Annotated in this window: 25 protein-coding genes and 1 pseudogene; 11 read left to right on the plus strand and 15 right to left on the minus strand. The window is 72.6% G+C overall.

Features of this window, described 5'->3' with window-relative positions; genetic code table 11:
• Positions 1-6: 6 nt before the first annotated feature.
• Positions 7-177 (minus strand): GNAT family protein, encoded by a 171-nt coding sequence (locus OG730_RS17910; protein ID WP_327305173.1) that lies wholly within the window; start codon positions 175-177, stop codon positions 7-9.
• A gap of 183 nt (positions 178-360) precedes the next feature.
• Here OG730_RS17910 and OG730_RS17915 point away from each other — a divergent pair, with 183 nt between their 5' ends.
• The 3 genes from OG730_RS17915 (at position 361) to OG730_RS17925 (ending at position 2,129) form a co-directional block, all read left to right on the plus strand.
• Positions 361-525 (plus strand): TetR/AcrR family transcriptional regulator C-terminal domain-containing protein, encoded by a 165-nt coding sequence (locus OG730_RS17915; protein ID WP_327305174.1) that lies wholly within the window; start codon positions 361-363, stop codon positions 523-525.
• Between the two features lie 120 nt (positions 526-645).
• Positions 646-1,230: a TetR/AcrR family transcriptional regulator gene (locus tag OG730_RS17920; protein ID WP_327309311.1), complete on the plus strand. Its 585-nt coding sequence runs from the start codon at positions 646-648 to the stop codon at positions 1,228-1,230.
• Positions 1,231-1,235: 5 nt separating this feature from the next.
• A complete protein-coding gene (locus tag OG730_RS17925) occupies positions 1,236-2,129 on the plus strand; it encodes an alpha/beta fold hydrolase (protein ID WP_327309312.1) in 894 nt (297 codons plus the stop codon).
• Here the strand turns inward: OG730_RS17925 and OG730_RS17930 are convergent.
• The gene (locus OG730_RS17930; protein ID WP_327305175.1) at positions 2,126-3,862 is read right to left on the minus strand and encodes a lytic transglycosylase domain-containing protein; all 1,737 of its coding nucleotides are present in this window, start codon (positions 3,860-3,862) and stop codon (positions 2,126-2,128) included. The genes OG730_RS17925 and OG730_RS17930 overlap by 4 nt on opposite strands.
• 424 nt (positions 3,863-4,286) lie before the next feature.
• On the opposite strand from OG730_RS17930, the pseudogene OG730_RS17935 reads away from it, so the two are divergent.
• Positions 4,287-4,598: pseudogene (locus tag OG730_RS17935) on the plus strand (zinc ribbon domain-containing protein); the annotation flags it as partial.
• A gap of 162 nt (positions 4,599-4,760) precedes the next feature.
• On the plus strand, positions 4,761-5,561 hold the full coding sequence (locus tag OG730_RS17940; RefSeq protein ID WP_327305176.1) for a thioredoxin domain-containing protein: 801 nt from the start codon (positions 4,761-4,763) through the stop codon (positions 5,559-5,561).
• A gap of 23 nt (positions 5,562-5,584) precedes the next feature.
• On the opposite strand, the gene OG730_RS17945 is transcribed toward OG730_RS17940, so the two are convergent.
• Together OG730_RS17945 and OG730_RS17950 are read right to left on the minus strand one after the other, a co-directional pair.
• The gene (locus OG730_RS17945; RefSeq protein ID WP_327305177.1) at positions 5,585-6,103 is read right to left on the minus strand and encodes a hypothetical protein; all 519 of its coding nucleotides are present in this window, start codon (positions 6,101-6,103) and stop codon (positions 5,585-5,587) included.
• Between the two features lie 109 nt (positions 6,104-6,212).
• A complete protein-coding gene (locus OG730_RS17950) occupies positions 6,213-6,632 on the minus strand; it encodes a hypothetical protein (protein ID WP_327305178.1) in 420 nt (139 codons plus the stop codon).
• Between the two features lie 187 nt (positions 6,633-6,819).
• On the opposite strand from OG730_RS17950, the gene OG730_RS17955 reads away from it, so the two are divergent.
• Entirely contained in the window at positions 6,820-9,114 is a 2,295-nt protein-coding gene (locus OG730_RS17955) for a tetratricopeptide repeat protein (protein ID WP_327305179.1), read from the plus strand.
• A gap of 17 nt (positions 9,115-9,131) precedes the next feature.
• On the opposite strand, the gene OG730_RS17960 is transcribed toward OG730_RS17955, so the two are convergent.
• Positions 9,132-9,560, minus strand: coding sequence for an ATP-binding protein (locus OG730_RS17960; protein WP_327305180.1), 429 nt, complete (start codon positions 9,558-9,560; stop codon positions 9,132-9,134).
• A gap of 264 nt (positions 9,561-9,824) precedes the next feature.
• On the opposite strand from OG730_RS17960, the gene OG730_RS17965 reads away from it, so the two are divergent.
• Positions 9,825-10,694, plus strand: a complete 870-nt coding sequence (locus tag OG730_RS17965; protein ID WP_327305181.1) for a helix-turn-helix domain-containing protein — start codon at positions 9,825-9,827, stop codon at positions 10,692-10,694.
• Entirely contained in the window at positions 10,694-10,942 is a 249-nt protein-coding gene (locus OG730_RS17970; protein ID WP_327305182.1) for a DUF397 domain-containing protein, read from the plus strand. Before OG730_RS17965 ends, OG730_RS17970 begins: the two co-directional genes overlap by 1 nt.
• 42 nt (positions 10,943-10,984) lie before the next feature.
• On the opposite strand, the gene OG730_RS17975 is transcribed toward OG730_RS17970, so the two are convergent.
• Both OG730_RS17975 and OG730_RS17980 read right to left on the minus strand, forming a co-directional pair.
• On the minus strand, positions 10,985-11,743 hold the full coding sequence (locus tag OG730_RS17975; protein ID WP_327305183.1) for a sporulation protein: 759 nt from the start codon (positions 11,741-11,743) through the stop codon (positions 10,985-10,987).
• 556 nt (positions 11,744-12,299) lie between these two features.
• Positions 12,300-14,153 (minus strand): AMP-dependent synthetase/ligase, encoded by a 1,854-nt coding sequence (locus tag OG730_RS17980; RefSeq protein ID WP_327305184.1) that lies wholly within the window; start codon positions 14,151-14,153, stop codon positions 12,300-12,302.
• A 120-nt stretch (positions 14,154-14,273) separates the two neighbouring features.
• Here OG730_RS17980 and OG730_RS17985 point away from each other — a divergent pair, with 120 nt between their 5' ends.
• Positions 14,274-15,296 carry an AraC family transcriptional regulator gene (locus OG730_RS17985; RefSeq protein ID WP_327305185.1) on the plus strand — a complete coding sequence of 341 codons (1,023 nt, stop codon included), beginning with the start codon at positions 14,274-14,276 and terminating at the stop codon, positions 15,294-15,296.
• An 83-nt stretch (positions 15,297-15,379) separates the two neighbouring features.
• Here OG730_RS17985 and OG730_RS17990 read toward each other — a convergent pair whose 3' ends face one another.
• From OG730_RS17990 to OG730_RS18005, 4 genes are all read right to left on the minus strand, one after another.
• On the minus strand, positions 15,380-15,754 hold the full coding sequence (locus tag OG730_RS17990) for a hypothetical protein (RefSeq protein ID WP_327305186.1): 375 nt from the start codon (positions 15,752-15,754) through the stop codon (positions 15,380-15,382).
• A complete protein-coding gene (locus OG730_RS17995; protein ID WP_327305187.1) occupies positions 15,751-16,299 on the minus strand; it encodes a DUF6232 family protein in 549 nt (182 codons plus the stop codon). The genes OG730_RS17990 and OG730_RS17995 overlap by 4 nt, the downstream gene beginning before the upstream one ends.
• Positions 16,300-16,403: 104 nt before the next feature.
• A complete protein-coding gene (locus OG730_RS18000; protein ID WP_327305188.1) occupies positions 16,404-16,952 on the minus strand; it encodes a DUF6232 family protein in 549 nt (182 codons plus the stop codon).
• 273 nt (positions 16,953-17,225) lie between these two features.
• Positions 17,226-17,480, minus strand: coding sequence for a hypothetical protein (locus OG730_RS18005; protein ID WP_327305189.1), 255 nt, complete (start codon positions 17,478-17,480; stop codon positions 17,226-17,228).
• A gap of 242 nt (positions 17,481-17,722) precedes the next feature.
• Between OG730_RS18005 and OG730_RS18010 the strand changes: the two genes are divergently transcribed.
• Positions 17,723-18,892, plus strand: a complete 1,170-nt coding sequence (locus OG730_RS18010) for a lipase family protein (RefSeq protein ID WP_327305190.1) — start codon at positions 17,723-17,725, stop codon at positions 18,890-18,892.
• Between the two features lie 109 nt (positions 18,893-19,001).
• Here OG730_RS18010 and OG730_RS18015 read toward each other — a convergent pair whose 3' ends face one another.
• From OG730_RS18015 to OG730_RS18025, 3 genes are all read right to left on the minus strand, one after another.
• Positions 19,002-20,624: a hypothetical protein gene (locus tag OG730_RS18015; RefSeq protein WP_327305191.1), complete on the minus strand. Its 1,623-nt coding sequence runs from the start codon at positions 20,622-20,624 to the stop codon at positions 19,002-19,004.
• Between the two features lie 147 nt (positions 20,625-20,771).
• A complete protein-coding gene (locus OG730_RS18020) occupies positions 20,772-22,370 on the minus strand; it encodes an alpha/beta hydrolase (RefSeq protein WP_327305192.1) in 1,599 nt (532 codons plus the stop codon).
• A gap of 161 nt (positions 22,371-22,531) precedes the next feature.
• On the minus strand, positions 22,532-24,400 hold the full coding sequence (locus OG730_RS18025; protein ID WP_327309313.1) for an AMP-dependent synthetase/ligase: 1,869 nt from the start codon (positions 24,398-24,400) through the stop codon (positions 22,532-22,534).
• Positions 24,401-24,624: 224 nt separating this feature from the next.
• On the opposite strand from OG730_RS18025, the gene OG730_RS18030 reads away from it, so the two are divergent.
• Positions 24,625-25,212: a DinB family protein gene (locus OG730_RS18030; RefSeq protein ID WP_327305193.1), complete on the plus strand. Its 588-nt coding sequence runs from the start codon at positions 24,625-24,627 to the stop codon at positions 25,210-25,212.
• A 167-nt stretch (positions 25,213-25,379) separates the two neighbouring features.
• On the opposite strand, the gene OG730_RS18035 is transcribed toward OG730_RS18030, so the two are convergent.
• Positions 25,380-26,363 (minus strand): helix-turn-helix domain-containing protein, encoded by a 984-nt coding sequence (locus OG730_RS18035; protein ID WP_327305194.1) that lies wholly within the window; start codon positions 26,361-26,363, stop codon positions 25,380-25,382.
• Between the last annotated feature and the right edge of the window lie 92 nt (positions 26,364-26,455).

A 26,455-nucleotide genomic window follows, 5' to 3' on the forward strand; every position in this document is an offset into this window, starting at 1 on the left:
GCCCGATCAGCCGGCCATCTTGGCCGCGATCCGGGTGAGCAGCCTGTCGCGCAGGGACGGCCACTCGTCCGCGAGCACGCTGTAGTACAGCGAGTCCCGGCGCGTGCCGTCCCGCCGCACCATGTGGCTGCGGAGCGTCCCCTCGTGGACCAGGCCCAAGCGGGAGCCGAGGGTCATCACGGCACCGTAGACGGGTGGTCGCGAACCCGCGGCCGGAACGGTGATTTACGCCGGTTCGCCCCGCTCCGCGGCTGTCGTCCCGGCCGGTCACCGGGTGGTGAAGGAGCCCATGTGCGGTGCGCCCGCGTCCCCGCTGCCGCGGCATCGCCTTCCGGCGCCTGGCGGACGAGGGGCCGCTCCGTGTCGACGACGCCGAACCGGCCCGCCAACCACTTCTCCGGCCTGCTGCTGGGGATCCCGGTGAACGAGGCCATGTTCGCCGGCCGTTCCCAGTGCACCGATGCCGACCTCGACCGGCACGCCGCCGCCGGCACCCGCGTCTTCCTCGCCGCCCATCGGGATTGAGGCCGAGATTGAGATCGAGATCGAGACCGGAACTAGGGTTCCTAGGGTTGTGCCTAGTGATCAAAGTTGTAGCCTAGGACCCTTAGGGACAACGGGGAGGATGTCGTGGTGGGCGTACGCATGGGGCTGACGGCCGAGAAGGTGACCGTCGTGGGGGCCGAGGTGGCGGATGACGTCGGGCTGCACCGGTTGACCATGGCGCAGGTCGCGCGGCGGCTCGGGGTGCAGGACGCGAGCCTCTACGCGCACGTCCGCAGCCTGGAGGACCTCCGCGGGCGGATCGCGCTGCTGGCGGCGGACGAGAAGACGCTGCTCATCGCGGAGGCGACGGCGGGGCTCGCCGGTAAGGACGCGCTCTTCGCGTTCGCCAACGCCTGGCGGGAGTACGCCCACAAGCACCCCGGGCGTTACGCGGCCACCCAGGCCCCGGGCAGGATCGACCCCGAGCTGGCCGCGAAGGCCGCCGGGCCGGGCCGCGCGATCGCGCTGACGTACGGCATGCTGCGCGGCTACGGGCTGGCGGAGCCCGATCTGACCGACGCGGCCCGGCTGTTGCGCAGCACGTTCCACGGGTTCGTGGCCCTGGAGGCCTCGGGCGGTTTCGCCCACGCGCGGGAGCCGCAGGCCTCCTGGCTCTGGTCCCTCGACGCCCTGCACCACCTGCTGAGGCAGCGCGGCATCGCCCGCCGGGGAGACTGCGCGTGAGCGCCGTGAGCGCCCCGACCGTCGGCCGCCTGCGCGTGCCGGGCGCGACCCTGCGCTACGAGGTGCGCGGCCGGGGCCCGCTCCTGCTGCTGATCCCCGGCGGGACCGGCGGCGCGGCCGCCTTCGACGGAGTCGCCGAGGCCTTGGCCGCCGAGTACACCGTCGCGTCCTACGATCCGCGCGGCCTGTCCCGCAGCCCGCTGGACGCACCGGAGGCCGGGCAGAGCGTGGCCGAGCACGCCGAGGACGCGCTGCGGCTGCTGGATCTGCTGTCGCCCGGCGAGCCCGCCCGGGTCTTCGCCTCCAGTTCGGGCGCGATCGCGGCCCTGCACCTGCTGGCGGCCCGGCCCGAACGCTTCGTACGGCTCGTGGCGCACGAGCCGCCGTTGGTGGAGGTGCTCCCGGACGCCCCCGCGCACCGCGCCTTCCTCGCCCGCGTACGGGACACCCTGGACGCGGAGGGGCTGATGCCGGCGATCGGGGTGTTCGCGGCGGGGCTGAAGGGCGGGCCGGACGGGGACGCCCCCGTTCCCGAGCTACCCGCGCCGGCCGCCCCGCCGCCGCACGCGGCCGCCCGGGCCGCGCGGACGATGGCCGACCTGCCCTACTTCCTCGGGCGGATCGTGCCGAGTTTCATGGCCCACTCCCCGGACCTCCGGCGGCTGGAGGCGGTCTCGGACCGGCTCGTTCTCGCCGGCGGCCGGGATTCGCGGGGCGAGCTGCCCTACCGCCCGGCCGCGTACCTCGCCGAGCGCTTCGGCGGAGAGCTGCTGCACTTCCCCGGCGGGCACACCGGCCTGACCACGCACCCCGCCGAGTTCGGCGGGGTGCTCCGGCAGGCCTTCCGGGACCAGGCCTTCGGGGACCGGGCCTTCCGGGACCAGGCCTTCGGGTACTAGGCCTTGCGGGTCCGGCGCTCGGTCGTCGCCGACTTCGTCGTCGCCGGCTTGTCGGTGGCCGGCGGGTCGGTCGGCTCGGTCGGGTCGGTGACCGGGGGCGCGGTGACGGTGATCTCCAGGAAGAGCACCACCTGGTCCGAGATCCGCACGCGGAGCGTGTACGTACCCGCGGCGACGCCCGTGGTGGACAGTTCCGGCAGGGCGGTCTTGCCGTCCGCGCCGGTCGCCGGGAGCGCCAGCTCCGTCAGCTTCTTGCCGTCCTTGTCCAGGAAGTACGGGGTCTCCCCCGCCTTGGCCGGGTCCGCCGGGACCCACTTCCCGTCCTTGTCCTTGGCGCCGAGCCCGGCCGTGGCCTTGGCCCCGGCGACCGGCTTGTCCTTCGCCGTCGCCAGGAACTGCACGCCCTTGATCCCGGTGCCGGCCACCGCGGTCAGCGGCTTGCCCGCGTTCTCGTCGCTGCGGATCAGCTGGTCCGCCTCGGGGACGGGGACCGGCGTGGCCGGGGTGACCGTGCCCGCGATCCTCACGGAGACCTCGGACGAAGCGTAGGCCGAGGCGCGCAGGGTGAAGTCGCCCGCCTTGCGGCCCGCCTTCAGCTTCGGGACCCGGATCAGGCCCTTTGCGTCGGTGTTCAGGACGGCGAATTCCTTGCCGTCGGCCGCGAACACGGTGCGGCCGGTGGTGTCGTCGTCGATCGAGACCACGATCCGCTGGCCGACGGCCGGCATGCCGTCGCTCAGCACCGCCTTGATGAGCGGAGTGCGCGCGAACTCGGTCCCGGCCTCGGCCGTGAGCTCCCGCGTGCCGATCCTGACCAGCTTGTCCAGGGTCGGGGTGGGCTTCGGGGTCGGCGTCGGAGTGGGAGTCGGCGTCGGCGTGGGGGTCGGCGTAGGCGTCGGCGTCGGAGTGGGGGTCGGCGTCGGCGTAGGCGTTGGCGTGGGGTTGTTGCCGGCCGGCGGGTTCGTGACCGGGGTCGTGCCCTGGCCGGCCTGGTACTGCCGCATGTAGCCGAGCACGGTGTTCACGTAATCGCGCGACCTGTTGTAGCTGAGGACCGCCTCGTCCAGGTCACCCGCCTTGGTGAGGTCGCGCTGCCCCGCGCAGAGGTAGAGGCCGGCGCCCAGCGCCGCGTCGTAGATGTTGTTCGGGTCGCGCTTGGCGTCGGCGTTGCCGTCGGCGCCCCAGGTGGACCAGGTGGAGGGGATGAACTGCATCGGGCCGACCGCGCGGTCGTACTGCGGGTCCGCGTCCCACTCGCCCTTGTCGGTGTCCTTGACCTCGGCGAAGCCGTTGCCGTCCAGGCGGGGCCCGCGGATCGGCTTCTCGGTGTACCCGTCGGCCTTGAGCCCGTAGCCGGAGGCGTGTACGGACTCCACCCGGCCTATGCCCGCGAGCAGTTGCCAGGGCAGGTGGCAGCCGGGGAGGGCCGCGGCCACCGAGATCCCGGCGCGCTTGTAGGCGTCGAGGGCGGTCGCGGGTATGCCCGCGGTGGCTCCGTCGGGGCTGGCGGCGCCGGGGATCGCCGGCGGCGGGTCGGCGACCAGGTCCGGAAGCTCCAGGCGGGCGTCACCGCGATCGGTCGCCTGGGGGCTGTCGGGGGTCGGCTCGGCTTCCCCCGCGCCCGCGATCGGCGTGTTGGTCACGACGGCGGCGGTGGTCAGGCTGGCCGCGAGGGCGGCCGTGCACACGACTTTGCGCGAGGTGTTGACGAGGTGACGGTGAAGTGGCTTCACAGTGCGGCGATCCCCCCAGAGCGGAGGCCGGTCCGGGCCCCCGTAAAACGTAAATAACTCACATGTCGCTCCGCGCACCCCATACTGCTTCGCGCGGACGGCCGAACGGGGCCGTGGAGGTTAACTGTCTATCAGTTCTTCGCCCAAGACTCACCGGCACCCCTGGAGATGTGGCCCACCCTTCGCCTTCCCTTCACCGGATTTCTCCAAGGACGCCCCGGCCTTCAGGCCGGGAGCAATGGGTCCTCGGGTCGGAGGTGTGTCGTCCACCGCTCTCGGCCTGCTCCTAGCTGAGTGGGACCCGTGCCGGCGGATCTGGAACGAGCGCTGCGCGAAGTCGAAGCAGACGCACCTTTGGAACAAGCGCCGGCCCGATGGCATGGACAAGCGGATGTGTGGTCCGGGGCAGCTCGACAAGATGCTGACCGAGGCCCGCAAGGCCGCCGACGCGGCGATCTGCGCGACGAAGGCGGCTCTGGTCGAGATGGGCCGAAGGCGCGGGCGGACCGTGCACCTGGTACACCCCGCGCACACCACCATGGACTGTGCGCAGTGCGGAGCGAGAACCAAGCACGCGCTACCCCTCTCGGAACGAACGTATACCTGCACCGCGTACGGAGCCGTGTCCCCCAGGGACAAGAACTCCGCCCGCGTGATGCTGGTCCGGGCTGGTCTCAATCCGGCTGGTGCTGAGGGCACAAGACCACCCGGGGCGCCGCCCCAAGTGGCCGCCTGAGCCAGAAATCCCCGATCAGCCCTGGAGGGCGAGGAATCCCCTCCCTTCAGGGAGGGGAGGATTCAAAGGACCTTGCCCGGATGTGGACGAGGGACTTAGGTCCCTGCCCGATTCGCACCAATGGCACCTACTTGAGCGCTCTACGATCTTTATCCTTGGGGAATGGCAACCAGCAAGAAGGACCAGCGGCGCGAGGCCCGGACGCGGATGCGCGAGGAGCGCGAGGCGCAGGCCCGGCGCGAGAAGCTGCGCGGGCGCGTGCTGATCGGCGGCGCGCTGGTCGCCGTACTGGCCCTGGCCGTGGGCATCGGCCTGTACACGGCGAATTCCTCGGACTCCGGTGACGAGGCGGCCGGCAAGCCCTTCGTCCAGCCGGCCAACACCACCGGCAAGGACGGGATCGTCATCCCGTACGGCAAGGCCGACGCGAAGAACGTCCTCTCCGTGTGGCTCGACCCGCGCTGCCCCTACTGCGCGGGCGTGGAGATCGGCCTCGGCAAGACCCTCAAGGAGCAGGCCGACGCGGGCACCTACCGCGTCGAGTACCACTTCGCCACGTTCCTGGACAAGGCTCTGGGCGGCGGCAAGGGCTCCAAGCGGGCGGTCAACGCGCTGGGCGCGGCGGCGAACGAGAGCCCGGAGAAGTTCATGGAGTACCTCCAGGTGCTCTACGCGAACCACCCGGAGAAGGAAACGGACGACAAGTTCGGCTCCACGGCCACCCTGCTGGACCTCGCGGACCAGGTCCCGGGGCTGCGCACGCCCGCCTTCAACAAGGCGGTCAAGGAACTCACCTACATGCCGTGGGTCGAGAAGGTCGGCCAGGCCTTCTACGACCAGAACATGCAGGGCACGCCGGACGTCTCCATCAACGGCAAGAAGCTCACCGTGAACTCGGGCCAGGGCATCGACTCGATCACCCCGGACGCCTTCAAGAAGCTGATCACCGAGAACCTGAAGTAACGGGCCGGGCGGCGGCGGTCGAGTCAGCCCTGCCCCGGCGCCGCCTTGGCCTTCTCGTCGAGCTGGTCCCCGTACCCGCCGGCCGTCCAGACGTGGTGGCGGAACCGCTCCGGGCTCGCCACGCCCTCCCACGGACCGCCCGACGCGAAGAACACCCCGTCGCACGCGGAGCAGAACCGGGCCCCCGCGGCGGCCGCGGCCGCCCGGTCGGCGCCGGCCTCCACGCGCCGCTTGTCCTTGCCCTCGCTCCGGATGACGGCGACCGTCCCCCACATCACGAGCAGCGCGGCGACGATCCCCACCGGCAGGAGCCACGGCCAGTCCCGGTCGTCGGCGTAGTACGCGGCCGCGGCGACGGCCAGCCCGGCGATGACGGTGCCCTCGATGAAGTTCGAGCAGCCGTCGCCGAACGTGTTCGGCGCCGGAGCGAGCCGTATCCGGTCCTTGCCTCGCCGCACGTCGCCGACCGGGACGGTGTCCCCCGTCCCGCAGCCGGGGCACATCACCGGCCCGCCGTACACTTCCCCGCTGTTGTCCGTCATAGGCTCCATGATGACGGTGGTCCCGGAACCAACGGCCGCAGCCCGGCGTTTCCTTGGTCGTACGTACGGGATCCGGGAACACGGGGGTGGGCACGAGATGCTGGCCGAATCATTGGCGGCGTTGGCCGCGGCGGGGGGCGCCGCGGTCGTGCAGGCCGCGACGACGGACGCGTGGACGGAACTGCGCGACCGGGTCGCGCGGTGGTTCGGGCGGGGCGACGGCGAGCTGGAGCGGGTGCAGCTGGAACGGCTGGACCGGAGCGCGGCAGAACTCACGGCGGGGGCCGGGTCGGAGCAGGCACAGACCCTCCAGGCGACGGTGTGGCGGACCCGCATCGAAGACCTCCTCGAGGGTCTGGACGATACGGAGCGCGAGCAGGCGGCCGCAGAACTGCGCGCCCTGCTGGCGGACACGAATACGGCCGGCGCGGTCTCGGCCGGAGCCGGTGGCGTGGCCGCCGGGCGGGACGTCAGCGTGAAGGCCGAGGGCGGATCGATCGCGGCGGCCGTGCTGCACGGGGGCGCGCACATCGGCCCCCTCCGGTGCCGGATCCGGCCCAGGGCTGACCGGACCGGCGTTCCCAAGCCTCCCCACACCGCCGGTCGGTGGCATTCAGGTCCACGCTGCGCAGGGCAGCCTGGCGGCGCACCACATCGACCAGGTCACCTACCAGGCAGCTCCCCGGCCTGCCGTCTCCTGGCCGCACCAGGTCGGGGTGATCCCCCGCCGGGCCGGTTCGTTCCAGGACCGGGCCGAGGTGCGGCAGCTGAGCTCCGCCGTGGAGGGCGGCGGCACGGCGGTGCTCTGTCAGGTCCTGGCCGGGATGGGCGGGGTGGGCAAGACCCAGCTCGCGGCCGACCACGCCCGCCGCGCCTGGGCCACCGGGCAGGTCGACCTCCTGGTCTGGGTCACCGCCGCCACCCGCCAGGCCGTCATCGACGCCTACTCCCGGGCCGCCGCCGACATCCTGCACACGGACCCCGCCGACCCCGAGCGGGCCGCGCAGGCGTTCCTGGCCTGGCTCGAACCCAAGCCCGTACCCGGACCCCGCTGGCTGATCGTCCTGGACGACGTCGCCGACCCGGCCGACCTGCGCGACCTGTGGCCGCCCGTCCACGCGGTCGGCCGGACCCTGGTCACCACCCGGCGCCGCGACGCCGCCCTCGCCACCCACGGCCGTCTGGTCCCGGTGGGCCTGTTCACTCCCGCCGAGGCCACGGCCCACCTCCGGCAGGCCCTGGCCGCCCAGGGGCGCGACGAACCCGAGGCGAACCTCGCCGCCCTGGCCGAGGACCTGGGCCACCTCCCCCTCGCCCTGTCCCAGGCCGCCGCCTACCTCGTCGACACCCACATCACGGTCGCCCGCTACCGCGCCCGCCTCGCCGACCGCGCGCGCCACCTGGCCGACCTGCTCCCCGAGCCCGACGCCCTGCCCGACGACCAGGCCACCCCCGCGACGGCCGCCTGGTCCCTGTCCGTGGACCGCGCGGACGAGCTCCGCCCGGCGGGCCTGGCGCGGCCGATGCTCCAGCTCGCGGCGATGCTCGACCCGAACGGGATCCCGCACCGGGTCCTGGCCGGTGAAGCGGCCCTCAGGTACCTCACGGGGCACCGCGCGTTCCTGCACCGCCACAGCCCCGCCCCGGAACCCCCCGCGGTCACCGAGGAGGAGGCGACCGGAGCGCTGCGGGCGCTCCACCGCATGAGCCTGATCGACCACTCGCCCGACGAGGCCCACCAGGCCGTACGCGTTCACCAGCTCGTCCAGCGGGCCGTACGCGACCCGCTCTCCCCCGATCACCTGGACCTGCTCGCGCGCATCGCGGCCGCCGCTCTGAACAACACCTGGCCCGAGACGGAACGCGACGCCGTTCTGGCCGGCGCCCTGCGCGCCAACACCACGGCTCTGAACGCGTGCGCCGAAGGTTCGCTGCACCAGCCCGCCGTCCACCGGGTGCTGTACCGCCTCGGAGACAGCCTCGGACGGGGCGGGCAAGTGGCCGCCGCCGTCCAGCACTTCCAGCACCTCACGGACACCGCCACCCGCTACTTGGGCCCGGACCACCCCAGCACCCTCACCAGCCGGGCCAGCCTCGCCACCTGGCACGGGCAGGCGGGGGACGCCGTTGGGGCCGTGGAGACCATCACCCTCCTGGTGGAGGACCACCTTCGCGTACTGGGCCCGGACCACCCCAACACCCTGACCGCCCGTTCCAACCTGGCCACCTTGCAGGGAAGGGCGGGGAATCCGGCCGGGGCGGTCGCCGCACTCGGTGCCCTGCTGGAGGACTGCGTGCGGGTCCTGGGCCCGGACCACCCGGACACCCTCACCACCCGGAACAACCTCGCCTCCTGCCTCGGCGAGGCGGGGGACCCGGCCGGGGCCGTGGCCGCGTTCACCGACCTGGTGGAGGACTACCTGCGGGTGCTGGGCCCGGACCACCCCAACACGCTCGCGACCCGGAACAACCTGGCGGGCTGGCGCGGGAACGCGGGCGATCCGGCCGGGGCCGCAGCCGCGTTCACCGCGCTGCTGGAGGACCAACTGCGGGTCCTGGGGCCGGACGATCCCACCACCCTCACCACCCGCTTCAACCTCATCCATCTGCGGGGCGAGGCCGGCGATCCGGCCGGGGCCGCGGACGCGGCCGCCGCCCTGCTGGAGGACCGCCTGCGGGTGCTGGGCCCGGACCACCCCGACACCCTCATCACCCGGCACAAGCTCGCCTACTTGCGGGGCCGGGCGGGGAATCCGGCCGGGGCGGTCACCGCACTCACCGCCCTGCTGGAGGACCGCCTGCGGGTGCTGGGCCCGGACCACCCCGACACCCTCACCACCCGCTTCAGCCTCGCCGCCTGGCAGGGCAAGGCAGGAGATCCGAGCGGGGCGGCCAGGAGCACCGCCGCCCTGATGGGGGACTTCCTGCGCCTACTGGGCCATCGGCCGTCCCACACCGTCACCACCCGGGCGCACCTCACCCACTGGCGCCGGGAGGCCGAGGAGGAATGACGCTCCCGGGGCGCCCTTCACAAGCACGCCCACACCGTCTTCCCCGGCCCGCCCGACGCCCTCGGCACGACGCCCCACTCCCGCGCCAGGGCCCGGACGAGCACCAGCCCGCGCCCGCCCTCCGCCGACCAGGGGTCCACGGCCTCCTCCACCTCGGGCGGCAGCCGTTCCCCCCGGGCGTCGCTCACCTCCACCCGGACCCGTAGGCCGTCGTAGCCGAGCCGCACCTCGAAGTCCCGTCCGGGCACCTGCCCGTGCAGCACGGCGTTCGCGGCCAGCTCCCCCACCACCAGCTCGACATCGTCCGCGAGCGCGCAGCCGTGCGGAATCCCCCAGGCGGCGAGCTGCACCCCGACCAGCCGCCGGGCCAGCCGGGCCCCGCGCGGGGTGGCGGAGAGGTGCTGCCGGAACTCCACGGGCGCCATGTCACTCAATTCGGTCGTCACCTCACCGAGCCTGGCCGGTGCGGGGCCCGGTTTCCATGGCCGGCGGCGCTACCGCGGCACCCCGTAGGACCGCCGCCCCGCGCCCGTACGGCCCGTACGGACACACCTCCCGCGCCCGGTGCCATGTCACCCTTTTCGGCCGTCCCCTCACCCAGCGTGGCCGCCGCGCCGTAGGCTTTCCGGGAACGGCGGCGCTCGGGCGAATCCCCGTAGGGCCGACGCCTGTTGCGTGTACGGCCTGTACGGACGAGGGCGGTTCAGCAGATGAACGACCTGTCGGAGCGCGAGGAAGAGCCGGAACGACCGGTGGAGGTCGACGGCACCGCGTACCTCTTCAAGGCGCTCGGCAAAATGATCAAGGTGCTACGGGAACGGGCGGGCCTCCAGCAGAAGGAACTCGCGGCGCTCGTGCACGTGGGAGAGGACCTGGTGTCCTCGATCGAGCGGGGCGTACGGACACCCCAGCCCGACTTCCTGACGAACGTCGACCGAGCGCTGGGCGCCGGGGGCGTCCTGAACGCGGCGATCCCGGACGTGAGGGAGGCACTGAAGCGGGCCCGGACCCGGCACCCGGATTGGTTCCGGGACTACGCGAAGGCGGAGGCCGCCTCCAACGCCATCCACGACTACAGCCACCAGGGCGTGATGGGTCTCCTTCAGACGGAGGGGCACGCGCGCGCCGTCTTCGAGAAGCGGCGCCCGCTGCTGAACGAGGCGACCATCGAGAAGCGGCTCGCCGACCGACTGGACCGTCAGCAGATCTTCGAGCGGTGGCCGTCACCCACCTTCAGCTTCGTCCTGGACGAGAGCCTGTTGCTGCGCGCGGTGGGCGGCCGGGTCGTCCACGAGGGCCAGCTCCGACGGTTCCTGGAGATCGGACGGCTACGCACCGTGGAACTTCAGGTGATGCCGTTCAGTAGGGGTGAACACACAGCCATGGGCGGGTCGTTCAGCCTTCTCCACCCCAAGGGGCGTCAACAGATTGCCTACACGGAGGTCTACGGCCGCCCGAACCTGGTCACCGATCCCGAACAGGTCCGGATCTACAGCGAGCGCTATGGGATCATCCGGGCACAGGCACTCACGCCCCACGAGTCACTGGCCCTGATCGAGAAGATGCTGGGAGAACGGTAATGAACACCACGGACCTGGCCTGGTTCAAGAGCAGCTACAGCTCCGGCGAGGGCGGCGAGTGCCTCGAAGTCGCCTTCGACTGGCGGAAGTCGAGCTATAGCGACGGCGAGGGCGGCCAGTGCGTAGAGGTCGCCGGCTGCGCCGACTCCGTCCACATCCGGGACTCCAAGGTCCAGGCCGGCCCCCAGCTGGCCATCGCCCCCGGGGCCTGGGCCGCGTTCCTCGGTGGGGTCACGGAAGAGGCGTAAGACAAAGGGGGCCAATGCCCGTGGCCCCCTCGCCTTCCGTTTTCAGCGGGACGGCCAGTGGCCGAGCACGTGCTTCTCCAGCTTCTGCGTCCAGGCCGACTGGTTCAGCCTCGCGTAGACGAAGGTGGCCGCCGGGAGCCCGCCCGGGTGGGCGTCGAGGGAGTCTTCACGGGCGACGAAGACCGTCTCCAGCTCCTGCCGCCCCGGCTTCCAGGACTCCGGGAAGATGAAGTCGATCTCCTGCCAGCACTCCAGCGTTTGCCGGGACTCCATCCGCGGGGCCATCTCCGGCAGGAACCCGATCTTGACCTCGGCCTCGCGCAGCTCGAATCCCAGGTCCGTGAAGGCCTGGAGGACGGCGTCCTGCGCAGGCAGGGCGTGCACCTCGATCTCGTCGAAGTCGCCCTGGTCCACGGACTTGTCGACCGCCAGCTCGGTGCGGATCGCGGCCCGTCCGCCCGCGAGGGGCGCGCCCAGCGCATGCGTGAGCGGCATCTCCCACGGCAGCACGACCTCACCGCGGACCGTCACCGTCTCACCGGCGGGCAGTCGGAAGCCTTCGAGATCGACCGTCGCCACCGCGTAGGGGTGCTTCCAGGAGGCCTTGCCGCCGAGTTCGAGGTCCTCTGCCCGTACGACCACCTCCAGCCGCACCCGCTCGATGTCCACATCGGCGCCGCCGCCCACGGCGGTGACCACGACGCGCACGGTCCCGCCCGGGCTGACCTTCGGGTTCTCGACGACCGTCTCCACGCTCGGCGCGTTGACGCCGAGAGCGCTCAGGAACGTGCGGCATGCCATGACTCTCCCCGTTCACTGACCGGCTCCCCCGCCGGTCGATGGGGGTCACTCCAAGCAGCGGTCCCGGCAGGAGAGTCGAGGACCATCGCCAAGCCCCAGACGGCGGCCAGTCGCCAAGCCGAGTGGGAGTGTGTAGCGATCTGTCGCGCCCACCGACCCTGAGGCGCATCTCGCCCCCTCCCGCTCGTGGTGGCGGGCGACCGTCACGGGAAGGGTGTCCAGACGCCCGGCCCTGGATGCTCTGATCGCCCCGCGCGTCCGTCCTCGCTGAGCTCACTGTCCTGCCGGGGCCGTGTCCTGATGCCCCCGGCCTCAGGGGGCTGCGAATGTCCGACTCGGCCGCTCCTCCCCCTCCTCCCTCCCGGCCGTTCCCCGGGGGGGATCCCGGAAGTCTTGTGGCGTTTCGGGGTGGGTCGGTCGGTCAAGGGTGGCCGAAGGCCATCGCGAAGCGACGCGACCGAAGGGAGCGCCCTTGAGGGACCGGCCCGCACCGAAAGGACACTGGACTGCCGGGCTCCCCCCGGAACCACCGCAGCCAAGGGCAACCCTCACCCCCTCACCCCCCGTACAGCTCCTCGATCTCCCCCGCGTACCGCTCCGCCACCGCCCTCCGCCGGAGTTTCAGCGTCGGAGTCAGCGTCCCCGCCTCCACGGTGAACTCCCCCGGCAGGACCCGGAAGGCGCGGACGCGGGCCGGGCGGGAGACCGTGGCGTTGGCCGCCTCGACCGCTTCCGCGACGAGGGCCCGTACGGCCGGGTGGTCGCCGGGGGCGGCGGGGTCCAGGGTCACCGACTCGCGTACGGCCCAGGCGGCGATCTCCTCCGCGTCCAGGGTGATCAGGGCCACCGGGTGCGGGCGGCGGTCGCCGATCATGACGGCGCGGGAGACGTAGCGGGAGCGCTGCACGGCGAACTCCAGCTCGGTCGGGGTGATGTTCTTGCCCGCCGAGGTGATGATCAGCTCCTTCTTGCGGCCGGTGATGTGGAGGTAGCCGTCGCCGTCCACCTCCCCCAGGTCGCCCGTGTGCAGCCAGCCCTCCCCGTCCAGCGCCTCCGCCGTCGCGGTGTCGTTCGCGTGGTACCCGGGGAAGATCATCGGCCCCCGGGCCAGGACCTCCCCGTCCTCCGCGATGCGGACCTCGCACCCGGCGATCGGGCGGCCCACCGACCCGTAGCTGACCCCGTCCGGGTGGTTGAGGCTGATGACCCCGCCCGACTCCGTCATGCCGTAGCCCTCGAAGACCGCGATCCCGCAGGCCCGCAGGAAGTCGAGGGTGGCCGGGGCGATCGGGGCCCCGCCCGTCAGCGCCCATTTCAGGCGGCCTCCGAAGGCGCCCCTGACCAGGGAGTACAGAGATCCCTCGGCAGCCTCGTACGCGGCGCGGTCCTCCACCGGCAACTGCCCCTCCGCCGCCAGCAGCCCCAGCCGGACCGCCTCCGCGAAGCGGGCGGCGCCGCCTTCCTGGGACTCCGCGAGGGACAGGACCACCGAGTGCAGCTTCTCGAACAGGCGCGGTACGGACGGAAGATGCGTCGGGCGGGCCTCGGCGAGCTCCCCGATGACGTCCTCGATCCGGCCGCCGAAGTAGCAGAGCTCCCCGCCCTCCAGGAGGGTGGTGAACTGGATGAGCTGGGCCAGCAGGTGGGCGAGCGGAAGGTAGAGGTACGTGGAGTCCCCCGGCCCGCCCTTGACCAGCGGCAGCGTCGCGTCCTGGATCGCGCCGAGGTTGGCGTGCGTGAGGCGGCAGCCCTTGGGCAGGCCGGTGGTGCCCGAGGTGTAGACGATGGAGGCGTCGGCGGCGGGGTCCACCGCGGCGGCGCGGGCCAGGAGTTCGGCCTCGGGCGCCGCGCCGGGGAGGGCGCGCAGCCCGTCCATCTCCACCACCGCGCGCAGCGCCGGGAGCTTCGGGCGCAGCGCCTCCACCCGGGCCGCCTGCGCGGGGTCGTCGCAGACGACGACCACGGCCTCGGAGTCCGACAGCACCCAGGCGAGCTCCTCCTCCCCGGCCGTCGGGTACACCGGCACGAGGACGGCGCCGGCGGCCAGGACCCCGAAGTGGGTGTACGTCCACTCCGGCCGGGTCTCCGCGAGGACCGCGACGCGCTCGCCGGGGGCTACCCCCAGGCCGAGCAGGGCGCGCCCGGACTCCCTTACTCGGGCGCGGAGTTGCTCGTAGGAGACGCCCTCCCAGCGCCCTTCCCCGCGGCCCTCCCCGCAGCCCTCCCCGCGGCCCTCCGCGCCCTTGTGCCGCAGCGCGGTCTCGGCCGCGTACCGCTCGCCCGTCCACTCCGTGAACAGCGCCAGCGTGCGCGGCCGCACGGCGCCGTCCGTCTCGCTCCCCCTCATCGGGCTCACCGGGCTCACCGGGCTCATCGGGCTCATCGGGTCCATCGGGCTCCTCGCGCTCATCGTGGCTCGCCTCCCCCTCGGGTCGTACCGATGACGCTAGGCACCGCGGTGGCGTCCGCGGCATGACCGGAAGCGTCACCCCCGCTGACCTCAGCGCTCATTGCGGCTACCGTCGGACCCATGGGGAGGCGGACGGTCACCGTGCACCACGTGCGTGCCGTGCTCGCGGGGGCGCGCGGCCGCGGGCTCGACGTCGTGCCGCTGCTCCAGGAGGCGCAGATTCCGCCGCTGCTGCTGGGCGACGACCGGGCGCGGGTGACACCGGCGCAGTTCGCGCGGCTGTTCCGGGCGCTGTACCGGACCACGCAGGACGAGTTCCTGGGCCTGTCGGCCGTCCCCAGCCGGCCCGGCACCTTCGCGATGATGTGCAGGGCCTCGCTCGGCTGCCGGGATCTCGGTGCGGCGGTGGAACGCTCCGCCACCTTCTACGGGCTGTTCCCGGGCGGGCCGGAGCTGGCGCTCGAAGTCGAGGACGGGCAGGCGTGGTTCGCGGTGCGCAACGAGTTCGCGCGGGACGAGGAGCGGTTCCTCACCGAGTGCGTGCTCGCCATCTGGCACCGGCTGAGCAGCTGGCTGATCGGCCGGCGCATCCCCCTGGCCCACGCCTCCTTCGCGTATCCGGCGCCGGGCCACGAGGAGGAGTACGAGCTGCTCTTCGACTGCCCGGTCCGCTTCGGCGGGACGCGCACGGGTGCGGGCGCGGCCGTGGCCTTCGACGCGCACTGGCTGACGGCCCCGCTGGTACGGGACGAGCCCGCGCTCGACGCGATGCTGCGGCGGGCCCCCTTCGACCTGCTCTCCCGGCCGGCGTACGGGACCACGGTCGCGGAGCAGGTCCGCCGGACCCTGACCCAGGCCCTGCGCGGCTCGCCGCGCCTGCCCGAACTGGGTGAGGTGGCGGCGCGCCTGGCGGTGTCACCGGCGACGCTGCGGCGACGGCTCCAGCAGGAGGGCACGTCCTTCCAGCAGCTGAAGGACCACGTCCGGCGCGATGCGGCGATCGCCGGACTGGCGGAGGGCCGCGAGCCCATCGCGGAGCTGGCGGCCCGGCTGGGCTTCTCGGAGGACACGGCCTTCCACCGCGCCTTCCGCCGCTGGACGGGCACCACCCCGGGGGCGTACCGGATCGCTTCGGGAGGGTAGGGGGCCTGCCGTCGGGGCAGGGAGCCGGGGGTGGGGGCGGGACCCCGGTGGATGACCCGACGCGTGCACCTATCCGACCTCGGCTAGGCCAAGCCCAAGAGCTCCAGCACCCGGCCCACCGCCTCGATGATCGACCGCCCGGCCTCTCCCCCCACGAAGGTCGCGACGCCCAGTACGGCCATCAGGGCCCCGTGCCGCGCCTCCGGGTCGCTCTCCTCGGAGACGATCACCGGCAGGTTGCGGTCGATGGTGCCGGCCCCCGCCGGTGTGACCTGGGCGCGCAGCTCCAGGAGCAGCCGCTCCAACTGCTGGATCGCCTCCTGCGGGGGGTTCGGCGCCGCCTGCCGGGCGTCGATGGTCGGGGACTGGTTCTTGACGATGCCGATGTTGCCCGAGCCGTTCACGGTGACCTTGTCCCCGTAGTGGTAGGAACCGCCACTGCCGCTTTCCCTCGTCATTTCTTCACCACTCCGATGTTTCCCGAGCCGTTGATGTTCGCGGTGTCCCCGATGTGGACGTAGTGCCCGATGTTCACCGTCGGCTGGGCGACGTAGAGGGAGAACTCCGTCTCCGGGTGCTCGATGGCGTCGACGATCCGCGCCACCAGCCTCCGCAGCTCGGCCCGGTCCCCGAGGGTCACCACCGCGCTGGGACCACCGGAGGTCTCCACGCCCATGACGTACAGGTCCGGCCGGGTCAGCCGGCGCACGAAGAACCAGGCGAGGAAGGCCACCGGAGCGGCCGTGGCGAGCATGCCCAGCGCGTTGCCGTCCACGGTCTGCGCCGCGAAGAACACCAGCACGAGGACCAGCCACGGCACGAAGTCGGCGGCGGCCTTCTTGCGGTCGGGACTGAGCACGTAGGTCTGCACCCGGACGATGTTGTGCAGCGGATAGACCGCCTCCCCCACCCAGAGCAGGCGGTTGCTGACCCGCAGCACGAGGTCGGGCGCCTCGAACTCCTCCCGCCGGGCCGCCTTCACCGGCTGAGTCGGCGCGGGCACCCACAACGGCACCAGCGGAGGCGACTGCGAGGGGGGCTGAGGAGACGGCGGAGACTGCAGAGGCTGAGACGACGGCGGGGGCTGCGGCGGCTGCGGCGGCACCGTCACGTCCTCACCACCCCCGAGTTGCCCACCCCGCCGTTGATGTTCACGCTGTCGCCGAAGTGGTAGTTCTTCAGGTTCACTTCCACCCGGTCCATCCGGATCGAGATCTCCGCCTCCGGGTGGTCGATGGCGTGGACCACGTGCTGGACGACCACGTCCAGCTGGCTTTCGTCGGGCAGCGACACCAGCGCGAGGGACCCGCTGGCGACCTCCACGGCCATGACGTGCAGGTCCGGCCGGCTCAGCCGGTGGACGAGCAGCCCCACGAGGAACATCCCCGCGAGGGCCCCGACGCCCCACAGCGCCTCGACGGTGGAGTCCGTGCTTTCCTCGTAGCCGTAGTCGCCGTACAAGTAGTCCGTGTTGTCCTCCGCGTACCACGCGAGCAGGAAGTAGGCGGCGGTCAGCACCGCCGCCCACCGCAGGAACCGGATGAGGGCCCTCACCCGGTCCGGCGTCAGTACGACGGTCTGCACCCGGACGATGTTGTGCAGCGGATAGGCGGCCTGCCCCACCCACAGCAGCCGTCGGCTGATCCGCAGCTGCACGCCGCGCGCCGCCCCCGTGCCCGGCGGCAGGGGCGGCAGATGCTGTCCCTGCGGCGACGGCGAGGCCGAAGGCGGCCGCGTCGGCGGTGGTGGCGGTGGCGTGGCCCCGTTGAATTCCATGGATCCCCCCGAATCGAACGCGCAGTTGACTGCGCGGGGAACCATTAAGCACCCGGACTCCCGACTGTGTAAGCGTCAATTACTCGCCAACTAGCAAGCAGCCAAGGGCTTTTGGAGCCAAAGGGGGGGGCAGGACCGGGACCCCCAGGACCCTCAGGGCCGCCTACGCGCCCGCACCAGCCCCAGCGCGGCGACCTCGTGCCAGTACGGCGTGCCGGTCCGGACCTGCCCATCGGAGGTCCACCGGGTGCCCTCGCACGTCGTGAGCGCGCTCGTCCGGTGCGTCTCACAGCTGCCCGGGAGCCGGACATCGCTGACCGGGTCGCCGAAGGTGAAGGCCAGACCCCAGCCGGTGGGCAGCTGGGGGGCCAATCCGAAGAAGAAGAGCGCGCCGATACCGATCCCCATGAGGGCCGGCCCCGAATGGCGCGTCCGCGCCACGCCCACTGGTCCGCATGGCTGAATTCCACCCCGAGTACCGCGTGGCCGTGCCGCACCCGCGGCCGTGCCGACAAGGTGGGCGGGGCCGGCGGGGCGGCTGCGGTCCCGGGCCAGGAAAGCTGAGCTGTGCGGTCAGCGACGTTCCTACCGGTCGGTCACTACCTTCTCCTCACCTACCACCCCCACCGGACCCTTGGGAGAGCCGCCCCATGCGCATCCGAAGCTCAGCACTCGCCGCAGTGGCCGCCCTGGCCCTCTCGGCCGCGATCCCCACCGCCGCCACCGCCGCCGCCACCGCCCAGGCGGAGGAGGCCGCCGCCGCCCGCCCCGGCGACATCGTCAGCAGCGCGCCGTCCGCCTTCCACCCGCTGCCCGGCCAGCCCACCAACACCAAGGCCTGGAAGATCCACTACAACTCGACGACCGCCGACGGAGCCCCGAACGTCGTCTCCGGCACCGTCGTCGTCCCGCAGGACGGCCGCACCGGCCCGCGCCCGCTGATCACCTACGCCGTCGGCACCGTCGGCATGGGCGACTCCTGCGCGCCGAGCAACAACCTCCCGTACGGCACCGCCATGGAGGCCAACCTCATCCAGCAGCTCACCCTGCGCGGCTGGGCCGTCGTCGTCACCGACTACGAGGGCCTCGGCACCCCCGGCACGCACACCTACACCGTCGGCCCCTCCGCCGGCCACGCCGTCCTCGACGCCGCCCGCGCGGCCACCCGCCTCCCCGAGGCCGGACTGTCCGCCACGACGCCCGTCGGCATCATGGGGTACTCCCAGGGCGGCCAGGCCAGCAGCTGGGCCGCCGAGCTGCAGGGCTCGTACGCACCGGAGTTGCAGGTCAAGGGCACCGCGACGGGTGGGGTTCCGGCCGACCTGCTGAAGGTCGCCGACTTCAACAACGGCTCCTACGGCTCCGGCCTCATCTTCATGGCCGCCGCCGGCCAGGACGCGGCCTTCCCGGAGCTGAAGCTCGACTCCTACCTCAACCCGGCCGGAAAGGTCCTGGTCGGCGCCATGAAGGACAACTGCGTCGCGATCGACTCCATCGCCGGCTCCTTCAAGCGGATCTCCGACCTGACCACCCGCAACCCGCTCGCGCAGCCGGACTGGCAGGCCCGCCTGAACCAGAGCAGGCTCGGGCGCACCGCCCCGGCCGCGCCCGTGTACCAGTACCACGCGCTCGGCGACGAGCTCATCCCGTACGCCGTCGGCAGCCGGCTGCGCTCCGACTGGTGCGCGCGGGGCACGAACCTCGAATTCGACACCATCTGGATCGGTGAGCACGTCAGCGGGGTCATCACGCAGTCCCTGGCGGCGGGCAACTGGCTCGCGGACCGTTTCGCAGGGCGCTCCACGCACCCGAACTGCTGACCTGACAGGGGTATCGCGAGCACGGAGACGGCCCGGCTGCCACAGCAGCCGGGCCGTATCGCCGTCGCCCCGTCTCGGCGCCTCGGCGCCTCGGCGCCTCGTCGCCTCGTCAGCCGGTGACTTCGACGTAGTCCTCGCGACTGCTGCTCGCGAAGTGAGTGGTGCCGTCGTCGTGGAACCGGGCCTGCCAGGTGCCGTCCTTCGTGGCGGTGAACCTCCGGCTGAAGCTGCCGTCGGCGGCGCTCGTGGTCGAACCCACGTAGGCGTAGGAGGTTCCGGTCCCGGCGGGCTTGAAGTAGAAGCGCACGATCTGGGCCGCGTACGGCCGCCAGGTCGTGGCGGACGCGGCCCGCTGCTCGAGCGCGCCGGTGAGCGTGAGGTACTGGCCCTTGCGGACCGGCTCGGGCTTCGCGTTGAAGTCCGCGACGGCGGTCACGGTCCGGGTCAGACGAACGGGCTTCGAGGTCGACCCGTGGAGTTCGGGCGTGCCCGCGTACCGCAGTCGCCAGTAGCCGTCGACCGGCGCGTTCTCCAGCGTGGGCACCTTGAAGTACCGGTTGACGATCGCGTCCACGGTCGTGCGGGTGGACCAGCCGGTGCGGCCGTCGGCCGAGTACTGGACTTCGACCTTGGCGGAACCCGGCGCCGCCGAGGTGGCGTGCTGGACGAGAACTGCCTGCCCGGACACCTTGCGGTCCCTGTCCACCTTCATGGTGACGGAGTCGATGGAGGTTCCCGCCGTCACCGTGGCACTGACGTCGGCGCCGTTGGAAATGACGTACCACGGCTGGTTGTACGCGGTGCCCACCTTCCAGGTCGAGGACTCCAGGACCTTCGCGGACTTGGTGAACCGACCCGCGGCATCGCTCGTGAACGCGGAAGTCGTGAACCGGTTGTTCGCGGCGTTGGGGATCGTCAGCAGCATCGACGTGGCGACCGGCTTCCGCGTGCCGTCCGGGGCGGCTCGCGTGATCGTTCCGCGGATGGTGGCGTCGTGGTCGTACGGGGCCGTCACCGAACGGGAGCCCTCGTCCAGGGTGATCTTCACCGGCAGACGCTCGACCCGGGGGTCGATGGTCGTGAACTCGCCGCGGTGGTCGGCGGAGTCGTGCGCGAGGGTGCCACCGAGATGCTTCTCCGTACCCGTGTAGGTCACCGGCGTGGAGAAATGTCCGGCGGCGTCGGTGGAAACCGCCAGGGACTGGCCTTCGAGGGCAACGGTCACCTTCCTGCCGGCGAGCGGGGTGCCCACCCCGTTACGGGGGTCATAGGCGATCAGGTCGGCGGAGAGCGTGGTGTCCAGGCTGTCGAGGGACACCTTCTTGGACGTGGCTTTGTTCTCGAACCTGGCGAGCGCACGGTAGTCGAGTTCCGCCACGGCCTTGCGGAGGATCCGCTCGCCCTTGGTGCCCTTGTACTCGACGTCCACGGAGTAGAGGCCGAGGTCGGCGAATCTCAACCCGTCGGACTGGTACACCTCCAGGCAGCCGGCGCAGCCGGGGGCGGTGTGCCTGAATTCCTTGACGGTCTGGATCCGGGTCTCGCTGCCCTTCTTGCGGATGTGGGCGACGAAGGCGGGCATGGGCTTCTCGGTCATGACACCGATGCCGTCGGGCCGCGCATAGGCGCTGATGGTGCCGACGGGATCGGCGGCCTGCGCGGTTCCGGATGCGAGCAGGGTGCCGAGAACGGCGGTGGCCGCGACGAGCGCCGCCGAGGTGAATCTCTTCAAGACGTCCCCCAGGAAGTCACAAGAAGGCACAGGAAATCAGTGGCCTTCCCCAGGTGTGACACCTGGGCAGACGTTCTGGTTGTACGCACGTGCGTACGAACTCGCGGGTGTTCCTTGCCAGATGGCCAGCACGCGCCCGGTGCGCTCTCACTCCCCGGCGGGGCAGGAGCGCGTCCCCGACGGCAGCCGGCCGTCGATCAGGAAGTGGTCCACGTACCCCTGCACACAGCGCGAGGCGACGTACCCGGTGTGCCCGTCGCCCTTGTAGTCCACGACCACGGTGTTGCCGAGCCGCTTCGCCGTCTCCTCCGTCCACTCGTACGGGGTCGCCGGGTCTCCGCGCGTCCCGACGAGCAGGATGCGCGGGATGCCCGCGGGGCGGTCGATCCCGCGGATGAAACCGGTGCCCGCGGGGCGCCCGTAGCAGGCCAGGACCGTCATCAGCTGGCGCGGCCCGAAGATCGGCGAGGCGGCCAGGAACACCGGCTGGAGCGCCTCCAGCTCCCGCGCGACGTCCGCCGGGGAGGCCTTGGCGTCGCCGCGGTCCGGGTCGTCGGCGCAGTTCACGGCGACGAGCGCCGCGGCGGCGTTGTCGGCGGGCACGGCGGCGGCGCCCGTGCCGGGCCCGTCGGTGGGGTCCTCGGTCGGCGGTGGCGGTTCCTCCGGGCCGCCGAGCTGCATCAGCCCCACGGGGTCGCCGCGCCGCTCGACGAGGGCGAGCGCGTCCGCGAGGGCGGGCCAGGCCTTCCGCGAGTACAGGGCGATCCCGATGGCGTCGGCCACGTCCTGGCCGGTGAAGCGCAGTCCGCCCTCGCCGGTCAGCGGCGTCGCGTCCAGTCGGGTGACGAGGGCCTGGACCTTCTCCTTGGCGGTACGGGTGTTCGTGCCGTAGACGCAGTCCTGCCGGTGGGCGCACCACACGAGGAAGCCGTCCAGCGCCCGCTGCTGGCCGACCGCCGACAGCAGGGCCTGCTCGCCGAGCGGCTCGGTGAGGGTGTCCACCCCGTCGAGGACCATGCGGCCGGTGCGGCGCGGGAACAGCGCGGCGTAGACCGCGCCGAGGCGCGTCCCGTAGGAGAAGCCGAGGTAGTCGAGCTTGTCCTCCCCGAGGGCCCGGCGCAGCAGGTCCATGTCGCGGGCCACGCTGACGGTACCGACGTACGGGAGCACCGGGCCCGAGTCGAGCGCGCAGCGCTTGGCTTCGGCCCGCAGGGCGGCGAGCTCGGCGGCGGGCCCGGTGGGGGCCGCGCCGGCTCCTGTCTGCGTGATCCCTCCGCAGGTGACGGGGGCGCTGTGGCCGACGCCCCGGGGGTCGAAGGCGACCAGGTCGTAGCGCTTGTTGAGCTCCGCGAAGGCGTTGGGGTCGGCGGCGAGGGTGGAGACGCCGGGGGCGCCGGGGCCGCCGAAGTTCAGCACGAGGGAGCCGATCCGCTTGCCGGCGGGCCCGGTGGCGGGCAGCCGCGCGACGGCGAGCCGAACCGTGCCCTTGGCTTTGCCCTCGTGGTCGATCGGCACGGTGAGGGTGCCGCAGCGCATGTCCGCGGGCGCGGGCCGCTCGGGGCAGGCGCCCCACTGGATCGGCGCGGGCGCGGAGGTCCGCGCAGCAGCCGGACCTGGGACGCGGCCGGATCCGGGACCGGGCACGGCCGCGAGCAGGGCGCCGGCCAGGGCGGTGCCGACGAATCCGACGGCTATTCGGGTACGGGCCCGTGAAGCCGAGCCGGCTGCGGGACGGGAACGGTGCACTGCACCCTCCTGGAGCGGCCCCCCGGACCAGAGAGCCCCACACTAAGCGCGCCCTGCGCACCCCGCTCCGCGAGCCCATCACCCGTCCGGCCCCTTGACGCGCCCCTGGGGCTCCGCCCCAGACCCCGCTCCTCAAACGCCGGAGGGGCTCGAATCGCCCGTCAGGAGGACCGGTACAGGGCTTCGATCTCCCGCGCGAAATCCCGGGCGACCGAGCCCCTCTTCAGCTTCAGCGAAGGCGTCAGGTGCCCGCGCTCCTCCGTGAAGTCCCCTTCCAGCACCGCGAAGCGCCGGATCGACTCCGCCCGCGACACCAGCCGGTTCGCCTCGTCCACCGCCCGCTGGAGGTCCGCCCGCAGTTCCTCGTCGGACACCAGCTGCCTGATCGGCACGCCCACCTTCTTGCGCATCTGGCGCCAGTGCTGGAGCCCCTCCGGTTCCAGGGTGATCAGCGCGGTGACATAGGGCCGGTTGTCGCCGACCACCATGCACTGGCCCACCAGCGGGTGGGCCCGTAGCCAGTCCTCCAGGGGTGCGGGGGCCACGTTCTTGCCGCCCGAGGTGATGATGATGTCCTTCTTCCGCCCGGTGATCGTCAGGTACCCGTCCGCGTCGAGCTCCCCGATGTCCCCCGTGGACAGCCACTGCTCCCCGCCCACCGCCACGCCGCTGTTCCAGTACCCCGCGAACACGTGCGGCCCCCGCAACAGCACCTCCCCGTCGTCCGCGATGCGTACCGCCGTCCCCGGCAGCGGCCACCCCACCGTGCCCAGCCGGGGCCGCAGCGGCGGGGTGACGGTCGCGGCCGCGGTCGTCTCCGTGAGCCCGTAGCCCTCGAAGACCTCGATGCCCGCTCCCGTGTAGAAGGCGGCGAGGCGCCGGCCGAGCGGGGAGCCGCCGCTCAGGATGTACCGGACGCGCCCGCCCAGCGCCGCCCGGATCCGCCGGTAGACGAGCGGTTCGTACAGCGCCCGGCCCAGCCGCAGGCCCAGCCCCGGCCGCTTGCCCTCCACGACCGCCACCTCCCCGAAGCTGCGCGCGATCCGCGCCGCCCGGTCGAAGGAGGAGGCCCGGCCCATCTTCTCGGCCGTCGCCCGCGCGGTGTTGTAGACCTTCTCCAGGACGTACGGGATCGCCAGCAGGAAGGTCGGCCGGAAGCCCGCCAGGTCGGACAGCAGGTCCTCGCCGCGGATGCTGGGCGCGTGGCCGAGCTTCACCCGCGCCCGCATGCACCCGACGGCCACCATCCGCCCGAAGACGTGCGACAGCGGCAGGAAGAGGAGGGTCGAGGCCGGGTCCTTGCTGACCGATTTGAAGACGGGGTGCAGCAGCTCCACCGAATTGTCCACCTCGGCGAAGAAGTTGGCGTGCGTCAGCACGCACCCCTTGGGCTGGCCCGTGGTCCCGGAGGTGTAGATCAGCGTCGCGACGGACTCCGGCGCGCACCCGGCCCGCCGGGCGGCGACGACCTCGTCGGGCACGTGCTCCCCGGCCTTGACCAGCCGGGCCAGGGCCCCCGTGTCGAACTCCCAGAGGTGGCGCAGCCAGGGCAGGTTGGCCCGCTCCGCGCTGATGATCCGCGCCTGCGCCGTGTCCTCCACCGCGCAGGCCACGGCGCCCGAGTCCTGGATGATCCAGCGCGCCTGGATCGCGGAGGAGGTCGGGTAGACCGGTACGGTGATCAGCCCGGCCGCCCAGCCCGCGAAGTCCAGCAGGGTCCACTCGTAGGTGGTCCGCGCCATGATGGCCAGCCGGTCACCGGGGCGCAGCCCTTCGGCGATCAGCCCCTTCGCGACGGCGAGCACCTCGGCGGCGAACTCGGCGGCCGTGACGTCCCGCCAGGTCCCGTCCCGCTCCTTGCGGGCGAGTACGGCTTCCCGTGGAGCCTCGCGGGCATTGTCGAAGGGGATGTCCCCGAGGGACCCGCTGACCGGCACCGGGGCCAGCGGGGGCACCCACACCTGGCGCACGCGCCCCTCGATCACGGTCTTGACGGGCTCGACGGGCTTCGGGGAACTGACGACCCTCACCAGGCTGGATTCGGCGGTCACGGCGTGCCTCTCTGGCCGGCGGAGTGTTACCGCCGGTAATTTACTTAGCGGTAACCACCCCTGAACACCCCTGTGCCCGGCTTTTCACCGATGCTCCACGCCACGCTGCCCACACCCCCACCTCACGCGCACGCCGACGCCCAGGCTCACCACTGCCGCACAAACCCGGTGACCGAAGATCATCGATGCACCAGACTTCCCTCATGCCCTCTCCCGACCCGAACCCCAAGGCCGAGCTGCTCTTCTACCTCCGGTCGGCCCGCGAAGCCCTCCTCTGGAAGCTCGAAGGCCTCTCGGAATACGACGCCCGCCGCCCCCTCACCCCCACCGGCACGAACCTCCTGGGCCTGGTGAAGCACGCGGCCACCACGGAGCTCGGCTACCTCGGCGACACCTTCGGCCGCCCCTCCGGGGAGCCGCTCCCCTGGGTCGCGGAGGACGCCGAACCCAACGCGGACATGTGGGCCACCCCCGACCAGTCGCGCGCGGACGTCATCGGCCTCTACCACCGCGCGTGGGCCCACTCGGACGCCACGCTCGAGGCCCTCCCCCTGGACACGGTCGGCACGGTCCCGTGGTGGCCGAGCCACGACAACCAGGTCTCCCTGCACCACGCCGTGGTCCGCGTCGTCTCCGACACCCACCGGCACGCCGGCCACGCCGACATCCTCCGCGAACTCCTGGACGGCACGGTGGGCATGCAGCCCACCAACCCCGGCGTCCCGTCCGCCGACACCACCTGGTGGCAGGCCCACCACGCCCGCCTGGAACGGGCGGCCCGCGAGGCCTGAGCACCGGACGGGGCCCGTACGGGCCAGCCGCGGCGAAAGCGCTGCCGTCGGGCCGGCGCGACCAGATGGTCATCACGCAGTACCCGCCGGACACGCCGGTGACGTCCACGAGCGGGATCAGCCGCCATGCCCAGAGGTTCCGGACGGCCAGGGCGTCGCCCCGGATCTCACTCCGCGGGCGGGCAGTCCCGGCAGCGGGCGCCCGGCACCGGCGACCTGAAGCCCCGTTCGCAGCCGTCGCAGTTCCGCATCGGGTGCGGGCGCTCGACGGGCCGTACGGGCTCCGGCGCGGGCAGGTGCGGCGGGATCCACGCCTTGAGCCGGTGCTCGACGAGGCCCGCCGGGTGGCGGAGATCGGCGGGCAGTCCGGAGGCGAGCATGACCCGTACGGCCACGGGATCCGCTCCGCGCTCCAGCCACTGCGCGACCAGGGGCGCCAACTTGCGCACGTCGCGGTCGGCGAGCAGCAGCCGCGGATCGTCCCCCCGCAGCCGCGCGAGCAACGCGGGGGCCTCCGGCGGCGGTACGGGACCGGGCGCCGAGCCCGGCACGAACACCGGGGCGGTCTGGGACCGGGGCACCGAGCCCGGCTCCGTTCCCGGCTCGGGCTCCGGCGTCGGCTCGGGCTCGGGCTCCGGCTGGAGGTCCGGCCCCGGGCCCGGCGAGGCCTCCAGGCCGGGTTCCGGTTCCGGGGCGGGCTCCGGGTCGGGTTCCGGTTCCGGGGCCGGCTCCGGGTCGGGTTCCGGCGCGGGTTCCGGCCTCGCCGCGGGGACCGGGCCGCACTTCGCGGCCGGGTGGTTGTAGGACACCGTGCGCGTGATCACCTGTCCGTTCGCCAGCCGGACCCGGCTGCGCTCCAGGTACCCGTACTCCTCCAGCTCCCGCAGCGCGCGCGAGATCCGGTCCTCCCCCTCCGGGAACCGCTCCGCGAGCCGCTTGATGCCGATGCGGGCCCCGGCGGGCAGCGACTGGATGTAGGCACCGAGGGCGATCGCGGTCAGCGACAGCTCGCGGTGCTGGATCAGGTGGTTGCCGATCACGGTGAAGTGGCCGGAGTGCCGGATGTTGACGTGGTCGACACCTGATCGGGGGGTCCCGGCGGGAACACGGGACGATGCGCGCGAGGGCGCGCTAAGCTGCGAAAGAGCCATGGGGAAGGTTGTGCTTCCTGTTTGGTCAGACCCTCGTTCGGGATGCCAGTCCCGGCGGGGGTCGTCTCATGTCTGAGGTGGTGTGGGGCGAG

Origin of the sequence: Streptomyces sp. NBC_01298 (assembly GCF_035978755.1) — a bacterium.
GTDB lineage: Bacteria > Actinomycetota > Actinomycetes > Streptomycetales > Streptomycetaceae > Streptomyces.